The sequence below is a fragment of the Streptomyces sp. NPDC001781 genome (assembly GCF_053596035.1).
This window is the reverse complement of the sequence record NZ_JBSFFI010000004.1, coordinates 45054-64580: the sequence shown is the minus strand read 5'-3', so window position 1 is coordinate 64580 and position 19527 is coordinate 45054. Positions and strand designations below refer to the sequence as shown.

The 19527-nt window shown below is 72.9% G+C and carries 23 protein-coding genes and 1 tRNA gene; 12 read left to right on the top strand and 12 right to left on the bottom strand.

Annotated elements, in window-relative coordinates; all coding sequences use genetic code 11:
- On the bottom strand, positions 1-314 hold a 314-nt coding region (locus ACWCV3_RS04940), incomplete at its 3' end, for an ALF repeat-containing protein (RefSeq protein WP_451218436.1).
- Positions 315-452: 138 nt separating this feature from the next.
- On the opposite strand from ACWCV3_RS04940, the gene cobF reads away from it, so the two are divergent.
- Positions 453-1226 (top strand): precorrin-6A synthase (deacetylating), encoded by a 774-nt coding sequence (cobF, locus tag ACWCV3_RS04935; RefSeq protein WP_451218434.1) that lies wholly within the window; start codon positions 453-455, stop codon positions 1224-1226.
- Here cobF and ACWCV3_RS04930 read toward each other — a convergent pair.
- The 3 genes from ACWCV3_RS04930 to ACWCV3_RS04920 form a co-directional block, all read right to left on the bottom strand.
- Entirely contained in the window at positions 1183-1956 is a 774-nt protein-coding gene (locus tag ACWCV3_RS04930) for a cobalt-precorrin-6A reductase (RefSeq protein ID WP_451218431.1), read from the bottom strand. The genes cobF and ACWCV3_RS04930 overlap by 44 nt on opposite strands.
- A gap of 134 nt (positions 1957-2090) precedes the next feature.
- The gene (locus tag ACWCV3_RS04925; RefSeq protein WP_451218428.1) at positions 2091-3602 is read right to left on the bottom strand and encodes a long-chain-fatty-acid--CoA ligase; all 1512 of its coding nucleotides are present in this window, start codon (positions 3600-3602) and stop codon (positions 2091-2093) included.
- A gap of 74 nt (positions 3603-3676) precedes the next feature.
- A complete protein-coding gene (locus ACWCV3_RS04920; protein WP_451218425.1) occupies positions 3677-4864 on the bottom strand; it encodes a thiolase family protein in 1188 nt (395 codons plus the stop codon).
- A 174-nt stretch (positions 4865-5038) separates the two neighbouring features.
- Between ACWCV3_RS04920 and ACWCV3_RS04915 the strand changes: the two genes are divergently transcribed.
- On the top strand, positions 5039-5857 hold the full coding sequence (locus tag ACWCV3_RS04915) for an alpha/beta hydrolase (protein WP_451218422.1): 819 nt from the start codon (positions 5039-5041) through the stop codon (positions 5855-5857).
- 9 nt (positions 5858-5866) lie between these two features.
- Here the strand turns inward: ACWCV3_RS04915 and ACWCV3_RS04910 are convergent, their stop codons facing one another.
- The gene (locus ACWCV3_RS04910; protein WP_451218419.1) at positions 5867-6727 is read right to left on the bottom strand and encodes a Cof-type HAD-IIB family hydrolase; all 861 of its coding nucleotides are present in this window, start codon (positions 6725-6727) and stop codon (positions 5867-5869) included.
- A gap of 145 nt (positions 6728-6872) precedes the next feature.
- On the opposite strand from ACWCV3_RS04910, the gene ACWCV3_RS04905 reads away from it, so the two are divergent.
- From ACWCV3_RS04905 to ACWCV3_RS04895, 3 genes are all read left to right on the top strand, one after another.
- Positions 6873-7019 carry a hypothetical protein gene (locus ACWCV3_RS04905; RefSeq protein ID WP_451218416.1) on the top strand — a complete coding sequence of 49 codons (147 nt, stop codon included), beginning with the start codon at positions 6873-6875 and terminating at the stop codon, positions 7017-7019.
- A 96-nt stretch (positions 7020-7115) separates the two neighbouring features.
- The gene (locus tag ACWCV3_RS04900; protein WP_391294237.1) at positions 7116-7643 is read left to right on the top strand and encodes an NUDIX hydrolase family protein; all 528 of its coding nucleotides are present in this window, start codon (positions 7116-7118) and stop codon (positions 7641-7643) included.
- Between the two features lie 265 nt (positions 7644-7908).
- The gene (locus tag ACWCV3_RS04895) at positions 7909-8364 is read left to right on the top strand and encodes a Crp/Fnr family transcriptional regulator (protein WP_451218413.1); all 456 of its coding nucleotides are present in this window, start codon (positions 7909-7911) and stop codon (positions 8362-8364) included.
- A 7-nt stretch (positions 8365-8371) separates the two neighbouring features.
- Here the strand turns inward: ACWCV3_RS04895 and ACWCV3_RS04890 are convergent, their stop codons facing one another.
- On the bottom strand, positions 8372-9061 hold the full coding sequence (locus tag ACWCV3_RS04890) for a response regulator (protein WP_451218410.1): 690 nt from the start codon (positions 9059-9061) through the stop codon (positions 8372-8374).
- Positions 9062-9450: 389 nt separating this feature from the next.
- Between ACWCV3_RS04890 and ACWCV3_RS04885 the strand changes: the two genes are divergently transcribed.
- Together ACWCV3_RS04885 and ACWCV3_RS04880 are read left to right on the top strand one after the other, a co-directional pair.
- Positions 9451-10377 (top strand): universal stress protein, encoded by a 927-nt coding sequence (locus ACWCV3_RS04885; protein WP_451218407.1) that lies wholly within the window; start codon positions 9451-9453, stop codon positions 10375-10377.
- A 17-nt stretch (positions 10378-10394) separates the two neighbouring features.
- Positions 10395-11249, top strand: a complete 855-nt coding sequence (locus ACWCV3_RS04880; protein WP_451218404.1) for a universal stress protein — start codon at positions 10395-10397, stop codon at positions 11247-11249.
- A gap of 7 nt (positions 11250-11256) precedes the next feature.
- Here the strand turns inward: ACWCV3_RS04880 and ACWCV3_RS04875 are convergent, their stop codons facing one another.
- Positions 11257-11580, bottom strand: a complete 324-nt coding sequence (locus ACWCV3_RS04875) for an STAS domain-containing protein (protein WP_451218401.1) — start codon at positions 11578-11580, stop codon at positions 11257-11259.
- A gap of 198 nt (positions 11581-11778) precedes the next feature.
- Between ACWCV3_RS04875 and ACWCV3_RS04870 the strand changes: the two genes are divergently transcribed.
- The gene (locus ACWCV3_RS04870; protein WP_451218398.1) at positions 11779-12846 is read left to right on the top strand and encodes an alcohol dehydrogenase catalytic domain-containing protein; all 1068 of its coding nucleotides are present in this window, start codon (positions 11779-11781) and stop codon (positions 12844-12846) included.
- Between the two features lie 108 nt (positions 12847-12954).
- Here ACWCV3_RS04870 and ACWCV3_RS04865 read toward each other — a convergent pair whose 3' ends face one another.
- Together ACWCV3_RS04865 and ACWCV3_RS04860 are read right to left on the bottom strand one after the other, a co-directional pair.
- Positions 12955-13221, bottom strand: coding sequence for a hypothetical protein (locus ACWCV3_RS04865; protein WP_451218395.1), 267 nt, complete (start codon positions 13219-13221; stop codon positions 12955-12957).
- A 146-nt stretch (positions 13222-13367) separates the two neighbouring features.
- Positions 13368-13523, bottom strand: coding sequence for a hypothetical protein (locus ACWCV3_RS04860; RefSeq protein WP_451218392.1), 156 nt, complete (start codon positions 13521-13523; stop codon positions 13368-13370).
- A gap of 338 nt (positions 13524-13861) precedes the next feature.
- On the opposite strand from ACWCV3_RS04860, the gene ACWCV3_RS04855 reads away from it, so the two are divergent.
- Positions 13862-14125: a DUF3253 domain-containing protein gene (locus tag ACWCV3_RS04855; RefSeq protein ID WP_451218389.1), complete on the top strand. Its 264-nt coding sequence runs from the start codon at positions 13862-13864 to the stop codon at positions 14123-14125.
- A 96-nt stretch (positions 14126-14221) separates the two neighbouring features.
- Here ACWCV3_RS04855 and ACWCV3_RS04850 read toward each other — a convergent pair whose 3' ends face one another.
- Complete coding sequence (locus ACWCV3_RS04850) at positions 14222-15853, bottom strand: alkaline phosphatase D family protein (RefSeq protein ID WP_451218386.1); 1632 nt, start codon at positions 15851-15853, stop codon at positions 14222-14224.
- A gap of 290 nt (positions 15854-16143) precedes the next feature.
- Here ACWCV3_RS04850 and ctaD point away from each other — a divergent pair, with 290 nt between their 5' ends.
- The gene (gene ctaD / locus ACWCV3_RS04845; protein WP_451218383.1) at positions 16144-17838 is read left to right on the top strand and encodes an aa3-type cytochrome oxidase subunit I; all 1695 of its coding nucleotides are present in this window, start codon (positions 16144-16146) and stop codon (positions 17836-17838) included.
- A gap of 14 nt (positions 17839-17852) precedes the next feature.
- Positions 17853-18206: a cytochrome C oxidase subunit I gene (locus ACWCV3_RS04840; RefSeq protein WP_451218380.1), complete on the top strand. Its 354-nt coding sequence runs from the start codon at positions 17853-17855 to the stop codon at positions 18204-18206.
- Positions 18207-18331: 125 nt separating this feature from the next.
- Here ACWCV3_RS04840 and ACWCV3_RS04835 read toward each other — a convergent pair whose 3' ends face one another.
- A complete protein-coding gene (locus ACWCV3_RS04835) occupies positions 18332-18523 on the bottom strand; it encodes a hypothetical protein (RefSeq protein ID WP_451218378.1) in 192 nt (63 codons plus the stop codon).
- A gap of 108 nt (positions 18524-18631) precedes the next feature.
- Positions 18632-18705, bottom strand: a tRNA-Pro gene (locus ACWCV3_RS04830).
- 123 nt (positions 18706-18828) lie between these two features.
- On the opposite strand from ACWCV3_RS04830, the gene ACWCV3_RS04825 reads away from it, so the two are divergent.
- On the top strand, positions 18829-19527 hold the full coding sequence (locus tag ACWCV3_RS04825) for a transketolase (RefSeq protein WP_451218375.1): 699 nt from the start codon (positions 18829-18831) through the stop codon (positions 19525-19527).

Sequence of the window (19527 nt, the reverse complement as noted above, 5' to 3'; positions counted from 1 at the left end):
CGGGCTATGGCCACCCGGTCGTCCTCGGCCTGCGCCAGCCGGTAGCCCGTCTCCAGGAACGCCCGCTGGTCGTCGATCGTGCCGTCCAGGGCCTTGTTGGCCTCACGCAGGACCGCCTTGCCGCTGGCCGGGTCCGCGAGGATGCGGGAGATGGCGACGCGGACGTCGTCGTCGGACATCTGGTCCACCGGGGTGGACGCCGTGACCGAGACCGTGGTGGCCGGGACGGCGGCGGACGCGGGGGTGGAGAGGAGGAGGGCCGGGGTGAGGGCCGTGGCCGCCAGGAGCAGTGCCGCGCGGGTCGTTCTCGTCATGCTGAGCCTCCGTCATCGGGTGGGCGGAAGATCGCTGTCGCTCCCGCCGTGATCATCACCACGTCTCCCGCGGGCCTCCCGGTTCCCGTCACCGCCCCCGTATCCGGCCCCCGCGGGCCGGTGCGGCAGACTCGGCGGGTGCGAAAGATTCATGTCATCGGAATCGGTGCGGGTGACCCCGACCAGCTCACGTTGCAGGCGGTCAAGGCGCTGCGGGACACGGACGTGTTCTTCCTGCTCGACAAGGGCGAGGTGAAGAGTGATCTGACGCGGCTGCGCCGGGACATCCTGGACGCGCATCTGCCCGAGGGGTCGTACCGGGTGGTGGCGGTCCGGGACCCGGAGCGGGACCGGAGGGCGGGCGGTGCGGCCTACTCGCCGGCCGTCGGGGACTGGCGCACCGCACGCGCGGGGATCTACGAGCGGCTCATCACGGAGGAGGTCGCAAAGGACGGCACGGGCGCGTTCCTGGTGTGGGGCGACCCCTCGCTCTACGACAGCACGCTCGGCATCCTCCAGGAGGTGCTGGCGGGGGGCGCTGTGGAGTTCCGCTACGACGTGGTGCCCGGCATCAGCAGCGTCTCCGCTCTGGTCGCCCGGCACCGGACCGGCCTGAACCGGGTGGCGCGGCCGGTGCAGATCACCACCGGGCGGCGGCTGGTGGAGGGATTCCCGGAAGGGGTGGACGACGTGGTCGTGATGCTCGACGCCCACCAGGCGTTCCGGCAGTACACCGGGGACGACATCGACATCTACTGGGGCGCCTACATCGGTACCCCGGACGAGATCCTGCTCTCCGGTCCGCTCGCAGAGGCCGGTCCGGAGATCGAGCGGGTGCGGGCGGAGGCGCGGGAGCGCAAGGGGTGGATCATGGACACGTATCTGCTGCGCAGGCACCCTCGGGGCGAATGACTCCGGCCAGCCAGTCCAGTACGGCGTCCGTGTTCGCCAACGCCCTCACTCTGGCGGGGGGTTCAGGGCGGCGTACGACGACCACCGGCAGCGAGAGCGAGCGGGCGGCGGCCAGTTTCGGTGCCGTCGCCGCTCCGCCGCTGTCCTTCGTCACCAGTACGTCGACGCGGTGCGCGCGGAGCAGGGCCAACTCGCCGGCCAGGGTGAACGGGCCTCGCGCCAGGACGAGTTCGCAGTGCGGGGGCAGCGGCGGCTCCGGTGGTTCCACCGAGCGGACCACGAACTGAACACTCGTCAGGTGGGTGAAGGCGGCCAGTCCGAGCCGTCCCGTGCTGAGGAAGACCCGGCGTCCCAGGCGGGGCACGAGCTGTGCCGCCTCCTCCAGGGAGGTCACCGGGTGCCAGTCGTCGTCGAGGTCCCAGCCGGGGCGGCGCAGGACCGCGTGCGGGACTCCGGTCGCCCGTGCCGCCTCCGCGGCGTTCACCGTGATGCGCTCCGCGTAGGGGTGGGTCGCGTCCACCAGCGCGGTCACCCGGTGCGCGCGCAGCCAGCCCGCCAGCCCCGCCGCGCCCCCGAACCCGCCGACGCGGACCTCGCCGTCGACCGCGCCGGGCCGGGACACCCGCCCCGCGAGGGAGGTGGTGACGTGGAGGCCGGGGCGGGCGGCGAGGGCGGTGGCGAGGCGGCGGGCCTCGGTGGTGCCGCCGAGGATCAGGACGTGCGCGGGCATGGGGTGAGGGTACGCACCCGGTCGGGTCAGCGGGAGTTCGAGCGCTCCGGCCACGGTCGCCGCGATGACGATCTGGTCGAGGAGCCGCTGGTCGATGCTGCGGACGGCCCACCGGCCGGCCGGGCGCCGGTGGCTCAGCGCGCCGCGTACCGGGTCCGCAGTTCCCGCTTGAGCACCTTCATGCTGGGGCCGAGCGGGAGTTCGTCCGTGAACTCCACGCGGCGGGGGTACTTGTGCTTGCCGAGGCGCTCCTTGGACCACTCGGTGATCGCGGCGGCGCCGGGCTCGGCGCCCGGTACGGGGACGACGACCGCGCAGATCTCCTCGCCGTGCAGTTCGTCGGGGAGCCCGATGACGGCGACCTGGGCGATCTCCGGGTGCCGGGCGAGGACCTCCTCGACCTCGCGGGGATAGACGTTGTAGCCGCCGCGGATGACGACGTCCTTCTTGCGGTCGACGATCCGCAGGAACCCGTCCTCGTCCTTGGTGCCGAGGTCACCGGTGCGGAACCAGCCGTCGACCAGCGCCTCGGCGGTGGCCTCGGGGCGGCCGAGGTAGCCGGAGAAGACGTTGTGGCCCCGCACGACGACCTCGCCCAGTTCGCCGGGGCCGAGGAGCTCGACCCGGTCCTCGGCGTCCGCCTTCGCGATCTCGGCGTCCACGCCCCACAGCGGGTGGCCGATGGTCCCGGCGCGGGTGCCGAAGACGGACTGGTTGACGGTGGCGGCCGGGGAGGTCTCCGACAGGCCGTACCCCTCGTGGATCCGGGCGCCGAACGCCGACTCGAACCTCTCCAGCACGGCCACCGGCAGCGAGGCACCGCCGGAGACGCACAGCCGCAGCTCGGGCAGGGCGGCGGCGTCGGCCGCGGCGGCGGCCAGCGAGACGAACATGGTGGGGACGCCGTGGAAGGTGTTGACGCGCTCGGAGACCATGATCTCGATGGCGCGGGCGGCGTCGAAGCGGGGCATCAGGACGAGCGTCGCGCCGGCCCGCCAGGTGGAGTTGAGGGAGACCGTCTGTCCGAAGGCGTGGAAGAGCGGGAGCGCGCCCAGGGCGATGTCGTCGGGGCGGATGTCGTTGGCGTCGAATGCGTTCACGGTCGCGTTCATCACGATGTTGAAGTGACTGAGCACGGCGCCCTTCGGGACGCCCGTGGTTCCGCTGGTGTAGAAGACGACGGCGGGGTCGTCCGCGGACCGGGTGACGTAGGAGTGCGGCGGCTCGGCGTCCACCGCGAGTTTCTCCAGCTCCTCACCGAGGACGACCACGCGGATGCCCAGGGGGTCGGCGGCCGCGCGGGCGGTGGCCTCCTGGGCGGGGTGGGCGAGCAGCAGGGTGGCGCCGCTGTCCTTGAGGACGTGCTGCACCTCGGTGGCGGAGAGCAGCAGGTGGACGGGGACGACGACACCGCCGACCGCCATGGCCGCGTAGTAGGCGAGCGGGAACTCGGCGGTGTTGGGGGCCATCAGGGCGACCCGGTCGCCCGGCCGTACACCGAGGGCGGCCAGCGCGCCGGCCTGGGCGAGGGAGCGCCGCCAGGCTTCGGCGAAGGTGAGGCGCAGGTCGCCCTCGACGAGGGCCGTCCGCTCGGGGCGGCGGCGGGCGTTCTCGGCCAGGATGGCGGCGACGGACAGGGTTGCCATGAGGTGCGGCTCCGTTTTCTGCGGTGCGACTCGTGCTGCGGAACTCCCCTACCGGGAAGGTCCGTCGGGATGGTTCAGGGGCGCTCCACCAGAACCGCGCTGCCCTGCCCGACGCCGACGCACATGGTGGCGAGGCCGCGTCCGGCGCCGGTGCGGCGCATGCGGTGCAGCAGGGTGGTGAGGATGCGGGCGCCGGAGCAGCCGAGCGGGTGGCCGAGGGCGATGGCCCCGCCGGTGGGATTCACCAGGCCGGGATCGATGCCCAGTTGGTCGACGCAGGCGAGGGCCTGGGCGGCGAACGCCTCGTTGAACTCGGCCTCCTGGAGATCGTCCACGCTCCAGCCGACGCGGGCGAGTGCCTTGCGGGTGGCGGGTACCGGGCCGATGCCCATCACGTCGGGGTGGACGCCCGCGGAGGCGCCGGCGACGTACCGGCCGAGGGATTCGAGACCGAGTTCCCCGAGCGCGTCCTCGCTGACCAGGAGCAGTCCGGCGGCTCCGTCGTTCATGGGTGAGGCGTTGCCTGCCGTGACCGTGCCGTCCGCGCGGAACACCGGCTTGAGGCCGGCGAGCTTGTCCAGCGAGGTGTCCTCCCGTACGCATTCGTCGCGGTCGACGGTGATGCCGTCCGGGCGCTCCACGGGGAGGGTCTCGGCGTCGAAGTGGCCGTTCTTCCGTGCCGTGGCGGCGAGTTGATGGCTGCGCAGCGCGAACTCGTCCTGGCGTTCACGTGAGATGCCGTACCGCCGGGCGACCTCCTCGGCGGTCTCGCCCATGGCCAGGACGCCGTGCAGGTCCTTCATCGCCGGGTTGGTGAGGCGCCAGCCGAGGCGGGTGTCGTAGGTCTCCATGCGGTGCGGGAGGGCCTCGTCGGGACGGGGCAGCACGAAGGGGGCGCGGCTCATGGACTCGGAGCCGCCCGCGACGACGATGTCCGCCTCACCGGCCGCGATGGTGCGGGCGGCGGTGGTGACGGCCTCCAGTCCGGAGGCGCAGAGGCGGTTGACGGTGGCGCCGGGCACGGAGTCGGGGAGTCCGGCGAGCAGGACGGCCATGCGGGCGATGTTGCGGTTGTCCTCGCCCGCCTGGTTGGCGGCGCCCCAGTACACGTCGTCGATGCGGGCCGGGTCGAGCGCGGGCACGCCGCTCACCAGGTCGCGGACGACGGCCGCCGCGAGGTCGTCGGGCCGCACGGAGGACAGGGCGCCGCGCAGCTTGCCGATGGGCGTGCGGCGGGCGGCCGCGAAGTGGACGGGACGCAACTCGGGACTCCTGACCGACGACGTTGTGGATCAGCATGAACCTACGCCCCGCCGGGACGGAGCGACTTAATTAGCACTGCTAGTTTTGGGCTCCGTCGGACTATAGACCGCACACCGGCCCCCTGGGAAGATCCCTCCGGAGTGACCCACGCGACCGCGCCGGAGGAGATCCGCATGACCGACGTACGCGCCCACATCCGACAGGGCGTCCACGGCGCGCTGCACGTCCGTGCCTGGCCGCACGCGGCACCCCGCTACCTGGCCCTGCTGGTGCACGGGTACGGCGAGCACGCGGGCCGGTACGACGAGGTCGCCGGGGTCCTGACCGGCCACGGCGCGGCGGTGTACGCGCCCGACCACCTCGGGCACGGCCGCTCGGCCGGCGAGCGGGCGGTGATCGGGGACTTCGAGGACGTGGTGAGCGACCTGCACACGGCGGCGGACCTGGCCCGCGCCGAGCACACAGGTCTGCCGCTGGTCATGGTGGGCCACTCCATGGGCGGCCTGATCGCGGCCCGCTACGCCCAGCGGTACGGCTCCGAGCTGAGCGCGCTGGTGCTTTCGGGGCCGGTGGTGGGCACATGGGCACTGCCGGGGCGGCTGCTCGCGCTGGACGAGATCCCGGACGTGCCGGTCACTCCGGCCGCGCTCTCCCGCGATCCGGCGGTGGGCGCGGCCTACGCCGCCGACCCGCTGGTGTGGCACGGCCCCATGAAACGGCCCACACTTGTGGCCTTCGAGCGGGGGCTGGCGGCGGTGGCCGCGGGCGGCGACCTCGGCGACCTGCCGCTGCTCTGGCTGCACGGCGACGACGACCGACTGGTCCCGATCGAGGGCAGCCGCAAGGGCGTCGAGCATCTCGGCGCCGGCCGCGCCACCGAGCGCGTCTTCCCCGGCGCCCGTCACGAGGTCTTCAACGAGACGGACCGGGCGAAGGCTTTCGCGGAGCTGACGGGCTTTCTGGACTCCGCGCTCGGCTGGACGGCCCCCTGACGACAGCCCTCAGAGGGATATGCCGAGTATCCGCGCGATCGTCCGGGGCACCCCGTGGTCGTTGTTGGACGGGGCCAGGTGGCGGGCGCGGCTGATGACGTCCGGGTGGGCGTTGGCCATCGCGAAGGACCAGTGGGCGGCGTCCAGCATCTCCAGGTCGTTCAGGTAGTCGCCGAAGACCATGGTCTGGGCCGGGGTGATGCCCAGCGCCCGCTGGAGGCCGCGCAGGGCGGCGCCCTTGTTGGCGGAGCGGTTCATCACGTCCACCCAGTGCTCGCCGGACACCACCACCTGGTGGCTGCCGGCGAAGGGCGCGAGGGCGGGGGCGGCACCGTGCTCGACGGGGCCGAAGTCGTACACGGCGACCTTGATGATCTCGTCGTCCACGGCGGTCACGTCGTCGACCACACGGTGCGACACGTAGTACTTGCGCACCTCCGCGAGGAACGCCTCGTCGGTCCGCTCCACGTAGGCGGCCCGCTTGCCGCAGACCACGGCGCCCGCGTCCACGCCCCGCGCGGCGAGCCCGCGCACCGTGCGGGCCAGCTCCGCGGCGGTGGCCCGGCCCAGCGGAACGGAGCTGAGTTCGACGCCGTCGCGGACCACGTAGGTGCCGTTCTCCGCGATGAACACCATGCCCTCGGCCACGTCGGCGAACTCCTCGGCCAGCGTGGCGTACTGCCGCCCGCTCGCCGGGCTGAAGAGCACGCCCCGGCGCCGGAGTTCGGCGAGGAGGGGCCGCAGGGTGACGGGCGGCCGCTTGTCGTCGTCCAGCAGGGTGCCGTCCATGTCGGTCACCACCAGGCGGATCCCGGCGGGGCCCGAGGGCTCGCCGGGGGCGTCGAGAAGGGGGGCGGGCGTCGCTGACATGTGCTGCTTCCGGTCGGGGCGCGGGACGCCCCCAGTGTTCCTCATGGCCCGTACGGGCCGTTCCCCGGGCGGGGCGGCCGGTGCGGGGATGCCCGTTCGCGTACCGTGCGCGATTCCCGGGACACGGGGATCAGCGGACGGCACAATGACGCGGGACGGCCTGATCAAGGGGCGGCGGAAGGGCGGCACGTTGAGTGAGCGGGACCTGGCCACGGCCGGGGCGGCACGGCCGGACACCTCCGTGGCGCACGAAGCGCGGGTCGCGGGGAAGGTGGCCGTCATGGAGTTCTGACCGTGAGCCCGCCGACCCCACGGATGGCCTGTGTCCGCGCCCGCCCGCGCCTGCGGCGGGTCCCCACCCGGAAAGTATGATCAAGCAATGTCTGACATGACCGAGACCACGCCCGGCTGGCTGACCACGGACGAGCTGGAGATGGCCAGGGCCCGGATGCCGATCCTGTACGTCGAGGCCGTGCCCGTGCGGGTGGACGACAGCGGTGAGGTCACCAGTATCGGGCTGCTGTTGCGCATCGGCCCGGACGGCACCGTCAGCCGCACCCTGGTCTCCGGCCGCGTCCTGCACCACGAGCGGGTGCGCGACGCCCTGCTGCGGCACCTGGAGAAGGACCTCGGACCGGTCGCGCTGCCCCGCGTACCCGCCTCGACCCAGCCGTTCACGGTCGCGGAGTACTTCCCCACGGCCGGCGTCACCCCGTACCACGACCCGCGTCAGCACGCGGTGTCGCTGGCCTACATCGTGCCGGTGACCGGTGACTGCCGTCCCCGGCAGGACGCGCTGGACCTGGTCTGGTTCACCCCGCAGGAAGCCGCCTCGGCGGCGCTGCACGGCGAGATGCCGGGCGGTCACGGCGCCCTTCTGAAGCAGGCGCTGGCCCACGTGGGCATCGTCTTCTGAGAGCCGTCACGCGATTCCCGGCCGGTCGGCGGGCGGGGTCGGACGCGGTGCACCGCGAGGCGTCGGGCCGTCCCCGTACCGGGTGCACGCGGACGGCCCGACGACGTGGCCGTCGCCGCGCGCCCGCCGGGGATCGCGACAGCCCTCGAAGGCTCCTGGTGGCACAGGGGGCCGAAGGGTCCCCGGCGCGGGCCCTGTGGCCCGTGGCGCACCCGGCGCAGGCGGTACGACCCTGGGGGCAGACGCCTCGAAGGGAGCCGGTGTGATGACCACGACCACGATGACCACGTGCCTGGAACCAGCGCAGCGCGAGCGACTGATGGAACTGGCCCGTGAGGTCTCCTTCCCGGCCGGCACCCGGCTCTTCGAGGAGGGACGGCGCGCCGACCGGTTCTGGATCGTGCGCACCGGAACGGTCTGCCTCGACCTCCATGTCCCCGGCCGCCGGCCGGCCGTGGTGGACTCCCTCGGCCACGGTGAACTCGTCGGCTGGTCCTGGCACTTCCCGCCCTACGTGTGGCATCTGGGCGCTGAGGCGATGAGCCCGGTGCGGGCCTGGGAGTTCGACGCCGAGACGGTCCGCGCCCGCTGCGCCGACGACCCCGCCTTCGGCCGCGCGATCGCCACCTGGGTCGGCCGGATGGTCGCCCAGCGCCTGCACTCCTCCCGCGTCCGCCTCCTCGACCTGTACGCCCCCTACGGCAGCGGCGAGCTGCTCTGAGCCCCGCTCAGCGCGGCTGCTGGGGGTCGAGCTGCGAGGCCAGCACCGCCGCCTGGACCCGGCGCTGGACGCCGAGTTTGGCGAGCAGCCGGGAGATGTGGTTCTTCACCGTCTTCTCGGAGAGGTAGAGCCGTTTCCCGATCTCGCGGTTGGTGAGGCCGTCCCCGATCAGGGCGAGGATGTCCCGCTCGCGGGGCGACAGCGCCTCCAGCTCGGGCGGCAGCGCGGGTGTGCTCCCGGCCGGGTCGGCGCGCAGCGAGCGCATCAGCCGGGCGGTGGTGGCGGGGTCGAGCATCGACTGCCCGGAGGCGACCGTGCGTACCGCCGAAACCAGGTCGGAGCCCCTGATCTGCTTCAGCACGTATCCGGCGGCCCCGGCCATGATGGCGTCGAGCAGGGCGTCCTCGTCGTCGAACGAGGTCAGCATCAGGCAGGCCAGGCCCGGCATGCGGTCGCGCAGTTCCCGGCAGACGGTGATGCCGTCGCCGTCGGGAAGGCGTACGTCGAGCACGGCTACGTGCGGGCGCAGGGCGGGGCCGCGGGCGAGGGCGTGCGCGGCGGTGTCGGCCTCGCCGACCACGGCGATGTCGGGTTCGGCGTCCAGCAGGTCGACGAGGCCCCTGCGGACCACCTCGTGGTCGTCCAGCAGGAAGACCCGGATGGGGTCCTGCTCCGTGAAGGTGGGTGTCTCGGGCATGACGGCCTTTCGTTCCCCTGGGCCGACGGGCCCGCGAACGGCCCTCCGGCACGATCGTCGCCGGGCTACGAGACCCAGACTAGGACCCTGTCCGGCGGATCGAGGTGCGGGGAAGCGGCGGTGCCGGTCGATTCCGGTGAGCGGGGTCCGGTACGTCCACGTGCGAGGTGGAGGAGGGAGTCGGCGCGGAGCGCCGGCGGGTGACGGCAACGCCGCGGACGGGCGTGCCGGACCCCGCGTCCGCGCCATGATCCGCCGGGTCGGCCCTGGGCCCTTCCCCCGGAGGGACCTGTGGCCGTGGCCCGGAGCGCCGGTTGCGGTCAGGCTGGTGGGTGGGGCCCCCACGGCCCCCGGGAGAGCCGGGCCGCGAGAGCCAGGGAGGTGCGGGGATGCCCCGAACCGTGACCGCGGGACTGGACGGTTCCGCCGAGAGCCGGGCCGCCGCCGAGTGGGCGGCGCGCGAGGCGGTGCTGCGCGGGCTGCCGCTGCGGCTCGTGCGGGTGTGGGAGCCGCTGCCGGACCCGCTGGCCCAGGCCCCGCTGCTGGGGGCCGAGGCCGAGCGGGACTGGATCGAGGGGGCGCCGGACGAGAGCGCGGAGGGACTGCGGCTGCGCCATCCCGGCCTGGAGGTGATCACCGAGCGGCGCACCGGCGATCCGGTGGACGTGCTGTGCGAGGCCGCCGGGGCGTCGGAGCTGCTGGCGCTCGGCTCGCGCGGCCTGGGCCGGCTGCACGGGTTCCTCGTGGGCTCGGTCGGCCTTGCGGTCGTCGGCCGTGCCGACTGCCCGGTGGCTCTGGTCAGGGCGGGTGAGCAGGCCGCCGACGAGCACCGGGCGGACCCCGCCGGCATTCCGTCGGCGGCGACCCCGTTCCGGCCGGTGGTTGTGGGCCTGGACATCACCGCGCCGAGCGCGGTCCTGCTGGAGTTCGCCTTCGGCACGGCCGCGCTGCGCGGCGCCCCGCTGCGGGTGGTGTACGCCTGGATGCCGCAGCCCCCGCCCCCGTACAGCAGCCCCGGTTACGCCTACGAGGCGGAGGCGGCCCCGGTGGTCGAGGAGTCGCTGGAGCCGCGTAACGCGTTCATGCTCACCCGGGCGCTCGAGCCCTGGCGGGAGGCGTTCCCGGACGTCGACGTGGCCGAGGCTGCCGTGGAGGGCAGCGCCGGGTCGGTGCTGGTGGACGCCTCCCGCGACGCCTGCCTGGTCGTGGTCGGCAGGCGGGTGCGCAAGGCCCGGTTCGGCACCCGTCTCGGGCATGTCGCGCACGCGATGCTGCACCACTCCCCCGCTCCCGTCGCCGTCGTCCCGCACACCTGACCGAAATGGAGAACCCGATGGACGAGCCGATCGTGGTCGGTGTGGACGGTTCCGGGCCCAGCCTGCGCGCGGTGGACTGGGGCGCCGAGGAGGCCGCGCTGCGCGGGGCGCCGCTGCGCCTGGTGTACGCCTCGCTCTGGGAGCGCTACGAGGGGGAACTGATCGCCCAGGAGCTGAACCGTCCCGTGGAGGAGGTCATGGCGAGGGACGTGGTCGGCACCGCGGAGGCGCGGGCCCGGTCGCGCCACCCCGGGGTGGAGGTCACCACGGATGTGCTGGCCGGCGAACCGGAGTACGCGCTGGTCCGGGAGAGCGCCGTCGCCCGCGCGGTGGTGCTGGGCAGCCGGGGCCGCGGCGGGTTCGCCGAGGCGCTGCTCGGCTCGGTCAGCCTGACGGTCGCCGGGCACGCGCACTGCCCGGTGTTCGTGCTGCGCGACGGACCCGAGGACGAGCCGGTCGGCTCCCCCCGGATCGTGCTGGCGGTCGGCGACAGACTCTCGGACACGGCCGCCGTCCGGTTCGCCGCCCAGGAGGCCGGGCTGCGCGGGCTCCCGCTGGAGGCGGTACGCGTCTGGCGGCGGCCCTCGGGGCCTCTCCCCGGCCACGGCGCGGGCGGGACCGACCCGGAGGAGGCCGCGCGGCAGCTGGTGGCCGAGGCCCTGCGGGACGTGCCGGAGGGGGCGGCGACGGTCGTCCGCACCCCCGAGGGCCACACCCGCGACGCCCTGGTGGAGGCGGCGCGGGGTGCCACCCTCCTCGTGGTCGGCGCACACCACCGGCACGGTGGCTTCGGCCTCCAGCTCGGCCGGGTCGCCCACGGCGTGCTCCACCGCGCCTCCTGCCCGGTCGCGGTGGTCCCGGAACCGGCGTAGCCGTGGCTCAGGCGGCCAGGCCGGCCGGCGCGGGCCCGGTCTGCACCTCGAAGGCGTCCCGCAGACCGGTGGCGTGCAGCAGCCAGAGGAAGGCGTCGCTCTCGCTGAGCAGCCGGATTCTGCCGTGCCGGGCCTCGGCGCGGTTGCGGGCGCGGCACAGCACGCCGAGGCCGGTGCAGTCGATGAAGCGGACCGGGCGCAGGTCAAGGACCAGGTCGGGGTGCGGTTGTGAGGTCAGCGCGTCGAGGGCGGCGATCACCTCGGGGGCGGTCAGCAGGTCGATGTCGCCGCTGAGGGCTACGACGGCCGGCTTGGTGTGGTTCTCGGCCATACGCTGAGCGAACCGTATGTGGCCTCGTACCGGGTAGGGCCGACCGGCCCCGGTCCGGCTACCTGCGGGGCGGGGCGCGGACCGACGCGGCCCGTGCGCGCGGGGGCCGCCGGGGCGAAGCTGGAGGCAGGGGCCGGTTCCGGGCCGTGACGGCAGGCGCGGGGTCAGCAGCGGGCCGGCCGAGAGGTGAGGAGCGTCATGAAGGGCTTCGTCTTTCGCGGACCGGGCGAGGCGTCCTGGGAGGACGTCCCGGACCCCGGCATCAAGGAACCGGCCGACGCGATCGTCAAGGTCGGCATGGTGTCCATCTGCGGGACCGACCTGCACATCCTGGGGGGTGACGTCCCCGAGGTGCCGCCCGGCACGGTGCTGGGCCACGAGGCGGTCGGCGAGATCGTCGAGGTGGGCAGCGACGTGCGTACGGTCCGGCCGGGCGACCGGGTGCTGGTCTCCTGCATCACGTCGTGCGGCCGCTGCCGCTTCTGCCGGGAGAGCCGGTACGGCCAGTGCCTCGGCGGGGGCGGCTGGATACTCGGCCACCTCGTGGACGGTACCCAGGCCGAGTACGTGCGGGTCCCGTTCGCCGATCTCTCCGTGCACCCGTTGCCGGCCGCCGTGCGGAGCGAGGACGCGGTGCTGCTGGCGGACATCTTCCCGACCGCCTACGAGGTGGGCGTGCTCAACGGCCAGGTCAGGGCGGGCGACACGGTGGTGATCGTGGGAGCCGGGCCCATCGGGCTGGCGGCCGTGGCCGCGGCCCGGCTCTACGCCCCCGAGCGGATCATCGTGGTGGACATGGCCAGGGTCCGGCTGCAGGCGGCCCGGCGGCTGGGTGCGGACGTCGTCGCCTTCGCCGGGGAGGACCCGCGGATGCTGGTGGAGGACCTCACGGGCGGGCTCGGCGCCGACGTGGCCGTGGAGGCGGTCGGTGTGCCGGAGAGCTTCGAGCTGTGCACCCAGGTGGTGCGGCCCTGCGGGCACGTGGCCAACGTCGGTGTGCACGGCTCCCCGGCGACGCTGCACCTGGAGAACCTGTGGATCAGGGACGTCACCATCACGACCGGTCTGGTGGACACCTACTCCACCCCGACCCTGCTGCGGATGGCGGCGGCGGGCCGGCTGCCGACGGCGGAGCTGGTCACGCACACCTTCCCGCTGAACCACATGGCGGAGGCGTACGACGTGTTCTCCCACGCCGCCGAGACCGGCGCGCTGAAGGTGGTACTGGGCGCGGACCGGCACGAGGTGGCCGTCCCGATGCCCTGAACGACTCGCGGGGCACACCGGCCCGCCCGGTTCTCGTCACGGAGCCTCTGCAGGGCCGTACGCGGGGCCGATACGGTGAAGCCGCTGCCCGGAGAGGCGTGAGCCGGGTCAGGGGCGCCAGAGGGCGACCAGGGCGGCCACGAGGGTGACCAGGGCTGAGAAGACCACCATGACGGTTCTGAGCCGGGCGGTGGCGGTCCGGCCCCGATCGGGCGATGGGCCGGGGGGCCGGTCGGCCGGCCGCAGGAGCAGCCGGCACCAGGGGCACTCGTCGTGGGGCCTGTGCGGCGTCAGCCACTGGATCTCCCCGCGCGGGGGCGGGCGGCGGTCGTCGGGCGGGTCGCTGTCGTCCCTGTCGTCCCGGTCGTCTCTCATGTCACTCCGTGAGCGCGGTACCGACCGCGTCATGGTTGCGAACCCTGGGCCTTCGCCTCACCTAACAGCCAGGCCCTGGGGAGAGGTTGCGGGTCGCTCCTGCCGCACTGCCGTTCTGCACATGTGCGAGCGACCGGCCCCGGCGGCTACGGCGCGGAGCGGGGCGCGCCACCGATGACGACCCCGTAGGTGACGGCACCGAAGACCAGGTGGGGCACCAGGTCGGACATCCAGTCCGTGGGAGACCACGTCCAGGGGTAGGTGACACCGAACCGCGTCATGGAGGCGTCCGTGGCGGCCATGGCGAGGACGCCGGTGGCCAGGCTCCCGCCGGCCGGATCGCCGTGGCCGCGCCCTGCCCGGGGGTGCTCGAGCCGGGGTGGCCGTCGAAGTCGGTGGCCACCGGGCCCGGGCATACGGAGTTGACCAGGATGCCGGTACCGGATCGCTCTGGGCCGCACGACGGCCGTCTACCCCGAGTCCGCGCGCGCCCGGCCGTGGTCCGAGCACGCCGCCGTACCGCTCACCGACGCGCCCCCGGTCGTCACCCGCACCGCCTGGCCCGAGCACAGCCGCTCGGTCGCCCTGGCCGCACTGATCCGTACGGCGACCCGGCTCCGAACGGTGCCAGACTGGTCGTGTGACGGACGTGGACCAGCGACTCGAGCAGACCATCATGCACCTGCTGGAACAGCGTGCCGACACGTCTTCGATCTGTCCCTCCGAGGCCGCCCGCGCGGCCTACGAGGGTGACGGCGACGGCTGGCGCGACCTGATGGAACCGGCCCGCCGGGCGGCCTGGCGGCTGGTCGCGGCCGGCGAGGTCGAGGTGACCCGGTCCGGGCGGCCGGTGAAGGAGTCCGAGGCACGCGGTCCCGTCCGTATCCGCCGCGCACGCCGGTAGCCCGTTCTCGCCCTTCCGCACCGGAACCGGGCCGTCGGGCCCGGGCACCAGTGCCCGTCTCGACGTCACCCTCCGGTGGAGCGGCCCCGAGTCGCCCTATGACAACTGACGCTCCATCACCTTCTCCAGGCGGGCCCGCTTCCCGTCGGTGGAGCGCGCCTGCTCCAGCAGCAGGCGGGCCGAGCGGCCCTTCAGGTTCAGGGTCATGAGCTGGTTGCCGAACCAGGGGCCGCCGGTGTGCCGCCAAACGACGGGGAGTTGGGCGCAGCGCCCGTGCCGTGCGAGTCCGCGTCCCAGGGCGCGCGCCGTCCGGCTCCAGCCGAAGCGGAAGCCGAACCGCATCGACCGGGGTACCGAGTTGTGCACGGGCGAGCAGGTGAGCTGTGTGACGCGGGAGTCGACCTTCGCGGACCGCCAGGCCGGCTCGGCCACGTAGGCGTGGTGGACGTCGCCGGACAGGACGCTGATCGTGGCCGGTGCCCCGGGGCCCGAGCCGGCCTCGGCGATCAGGTCGGCCAGCGCGGTGAACGAAGCCGGGAACGCAGCCCAGTGCTCCAGGTCCGCCGCCCGTCGCAGCCACTCACCGAACCTGGCCCAGCGCGGGCCGCGTTCACCCCGGCACAGGGCCGCGTCCCATGCCTCCGCGTCGTGCACGAGGTGGGGCATCAGCCAGGGCAGTGAGGTGCCGATCAGCAGGTGGTCGACGGACTCCCGGTCCGCCAGGGCCTGGTCCCGCAGCCAGCTCTCCTCATCCGGGTCGAGCATGGCCCGCTCGTCCTCGGCCAGCACCCGCGCCGCCCGCGAGTCCACGATCAGCACGCGCACCCGGCCGAAGTCGCGGCGATAGCTCCAGCGGGTGGAGGCCGGGTCGGCGTCGGCCTCGGCGGCGAAGGCTCGCAGCGCGTCGGTGCCGTCGGTGGCGGAGGTGACGGCGGTGTACAGCGGGTCGGCGGCCAGGTCGTCCGGGGCGAGGTTGCCGATGTGCTGGTAGACCCAGTAGGACATCAGGCCGCTGAGCAGCCGCTCGCGCCACCAGGGAGTGGCCCGCATGTCGGCCAGCCAGGCGGCGGAGGTGTTCCAGTCGTCGATGACGTCGTGGTCGTCGAAGATCATGCAGCTGGGTACGGTGGACAGCAGCCAGCGCACCTCCGGGTCGAGCCAGGACTCCCGGTACAGCCCGGTGTACTCCTCGTAGTCCGCCACCTGGGAACCGGGAGGTTCGTCCAGGTCGCGGCGGGCGGCGATCCGCTTCTGGGTCTCCTCGGAGGTCTCGTCGGCGTAGACCTGGTCGCCGAGCAGCAGAAGGACGTCGGGTCGTTCGCCGCCCGCGGCGAGCCGGGTGGCGAGGGTGTCCAGGGCGTCCGGACCGGCCGGGTCGTGGCCGCCGTCGGCGGGTGGCGCGGCCCAGCGACAGGAGCCGAAGGCGACCTTCAGGCCGTCGTCGGGGCCGGGCACGCGGATGCGGGACGGCGGGAAGGGCGAGTCGGGCAGCGGCCACACGGACTCGCTCTCCAGCAGCACCTCGTACTCCGCCTCGGTGCCCGGCGTGAGGCCGGTCACGGGTATCAGGGCGTAGTGGTGGCCCGCGATCCGGAAGGTGCGCGCGGCGCCCTTGGCGCCGTCGGAGCAGCGCACCTCGACGGTGCACGGCCCGCTCGTCTCGACCCAGACGGTCGCGGACGAACCGTCGACGTAGCGCAGCAGGGGACCCAGCGTCAGGCTCGGCAAGATGTCCTCCGTCCCGCCCCGGCCGGTGCGGGCGGGGCGGATCGTACGGTAGTCAACGAAGAACGGGGGCCGACAGTCCCCCCTCCTGAGCAGGCCGTGACAGCCGGCCGCCCGGTGCGCGGCTGTGCCGGCGGCGCCCTGCGGGCCCACTACTCCATGCGGGTGTCAAAACCCCCCGATCGGCGGCGTGTCGGCCGCACAGGAAGCCGGGGTCCGGCCCGAGCCGCAAGGATGGCCGTCACTGACGCCACGGCGCGGGTGGAACTCGAGCACCAGGAGAAACAGGACCTGTGACAATCATCAATCAGCCCGAGCCGGCGGCTGAGGACTCGAGCGAGAACGAGCTTCTCATCCACCGCAGGCAGCCCGGCAACATCATCGTGAAGTGGCTCACGACCACCGATCACAAGACGATCGGCACGCTGTACCTGTCGACGTCGTTCGCGTTCTTCCTCATCGGCGGCGTGATGGCCCTGGTCATGCGGGCCGAACTGGCCCGCCCGGGGCTTCAGATCATCTCCAACGAGCAGTACAACCAGGCGTTCACGATGCACGGCACCGTGATGCTGCTGATGTTCGCCACCCCTCTGTTCGCGGGCTTCACCAACTGGATCATGCCGCTGCAGATCGGCGCGCCCGACGTGGCGTTCCCCCGGCTGAACATGCTGGCCTACTGGCTCTACCTGTTCGGGTCGCTCATCGCGGTCAGCGGCTTCATCACTCCGCAGGGCGCGGCCGACTTCGGCTGGTTCGCCTACTCCCCGCTGACGGACGCGGTGCGCTCCCCCGGTGTCGGCGGTGACCTGTGGATCATGGGTCTGGCCTTCTCCGGCTTCGGCACGATCCTCGGCTCGGTCAACTTCATCACCACCATCGTCTGCATGCGTGCCCCCGGCATGACGATGTTCCGCATGCCGATCTTCGTGTGGAACGTCATGCTGACCAGCGTCCTGGTCCTGTTCGCGTTCCCCGTGCTCGCGGCGGCGCTGCTGGCGCTGGAGGCGGACCGCAAGTTCGGCGCCCACGTCTTCGACGCGGCCAACGGCGGACCACTGTTGTGGCAGCACCTCTTCTGGTTCTTCGGCCATCCGGAGGTGTACATCATCGCGTTGCCGTTCTTCGGCATCGTCACCGAGATCATCCCGGTGTTCTCCCGTAAGCCGATCTTCGGTTACATGGGTCTGATCGCGGCCACCATCGCGATCGCCGGTCTCTCGGTGACGGTGTGGGCGCACCACATGTACGTCACCGGCGGTGTGCTGCTGCCGTTCTTCTCCTTCATGACGTTCCTGATCGCGGTTCCGACAGGCGTCAAGTTCTTCAACTGGATCGGCACGATGTGGAAGGGCTCGCTGTCCTTCGAGACGCCGATGCTGTGGACGGCCGGCTTCCTCGTGACCTTCCTCTTCGGTGGTCTGACCGGTGTCATCCTGGCCTCGCCGCCGATGGACTTCCACGTCTCGGACTCGTACTTCGTGGTGGCCCACTTCCACTACGTGGTGTTCGGCACCGTGGTGTTCGCGATGTTCGCCGGCTTCCACTTCTGGTGGCCGAAGTTCACGGGCAAGATGCTGGACGAGCGGCTCGGCAAGATCACCTTCTGGACGCTGTTCATCGGCTTCCACGGCACCTTCCTGGTCCAGCACTGGCTGGGCGCCGAGGGCATGCCGCGCCGGTACGCCGACTACCTGGCGGCCGACGGCTTCACCGCCCTGAACACCGTTTCCTCGATCTTCTCTTTCCTGCTCGGCCTGTCGATCCTGCCGTTCTTCTACAACGTCTGGAAGACGGCGAAGTACGGCAAGCCGATCGAGGTGGACGACCCGTGGGGCTACGGCCGCTCGCTGGAGTGGGCGACCTCCTGCCCGCCGCCGCGCCACAACTTCGTCACCCTGCCCCGCATCCGCAGCGAGTCCCCCGCGTTCGACCTGCATCACCCGGACATCGCGCGTGCGGAGCGCGAGGCGTACGCCATCGAGCACTGAGTCCGGAGACCGCCATGACCAGACTGCCGGGGCAGGAAGCCGAGGGCGCCGGCCTCGGCAACGAGGTCGAGGGGTACCTGCTGTGGCAGGCCACCGTCGCGGTGGCCGAACAGCGGGCGCGGGAGTTCGTCGAGCGCATGGACTGGCTGACCACGGCGCAGCGCGAGGAGATCGAGCAGCTACACGTCTCCGACAGCCTGTGCCGTGCCAAGCAGGACCTGGAGCGCATCGCGGCCCGCTGCCGGTCGCTGCGGGGCGAGTACGAGGAGCGCTACCGCGTGCTGCGGCTGCGGTGTGTCGGATACACGCTGGGCGCGGCGGCCGTTCTCACCTCCGCTGCGGCCGCCGCGCTGGCGCTGAGCCGCTGAGCCGCTGAGCCCCTGAGCCCCTGAGCCCCTGAGCCCCTGAGCCCAGGGTGATTCCTCGGTGATCGGCGGAGCCGGACGGGGACGCCCAGGCGGGGCCGGAGGGGCGACTCGACGCCGCAGCCGGATCAGGTGCCGGTGGGCCGCTGGATACTGTCGCCGCTGTTGCCCACCGCGACAGCGGTGCCCGGACGCCGGGCGTTTCCGTCAATCGGTCCTGGCAGTCGCTCCGGCCCCGGGGAATTGATCATCCAGGCGGCGGGGGCCATGGCCAGGTCGGCGTCCGCGACCACGGCGGCGCCGTTGGCTTCGGTCTCCACCTCGCCCGAGTCGCCCGAGTCGCTCGGATCGGTCGGATTCGCTCGGGAAAGACCGAAGGCCGGCTGCGGATTTCTCCGTAACCGGCCCTGACCTGCGACTCTCGCGAGTCGGGACGACAGGATTTGAACCTGCGACCCCTTGACCCCCAGTCAAGTGCGCTACCAAGCTGCGCCACGTCCCGATGCCGTTTGACCTGGGGTTTCCCTGGCCGAAACGCGCAGGGAAACTCTACCGCACTCGGGTCGGTGCTCGCGCACGGCCGGCTGTTGACCTCAAGTGGGCTTGAGGTTGCAGGATCGTCGGCATGACGATCACAGCGGACCACGGCTACGACGATCTGCCCCGGCTGATGAGCCTGATGACCGGCGACGAGAAGCACGACTTCGCCGCCACCTCCACGCTCGACGTGCTCTGGGTGCTCTACGACCGGGTGCTCGACGTCACCCCCGGGCGGTCGGGGGCGGCGGACCGGGACCGGTTCCTGCTGAGCAAGGGGCACGGGCCGATGGCGTACTACGCCGTGCTCGCGGCGAAGGGTTTCGTGCCCGAGGAATGGCTGCCCGGCTTCGGGTCGTACGAATCGCCGCTCGGGCACCACCCGGACCGGGTGCTCGTGCCGGGGGCGGAGATCGGCAGCGGGTCGCTCGGGCACGGGCTGCCCATCGCGGTCGGCAGCGCGCTGGGGCTGCGGGCGCAGGGGCTCACCGACCCGGCGGTGTGGGTTCTGATCGGGGACGCCGAGCTGGACGAGGGCAGCAATCACGAGGCCATCGCCTACGCCGGGGCGGCCGGCCTGGACCGGCTGCACACCGTGGTCGTGGACAACGCCTCCGCCAGCCACGCCCTGCCCGGCGGGATCGCCGCCCGGTTCGAGGCCGCGAACTGGTCCACCGCCACCGTCGACGGACGCGACCACGCCGCGCTGTACGAAGCCCTGACCGCCCCGCACCCCGGCCGCCCGCACGCGGTCGTCGCCCGGGTGGAACCGAAGAACGCCCGCTGA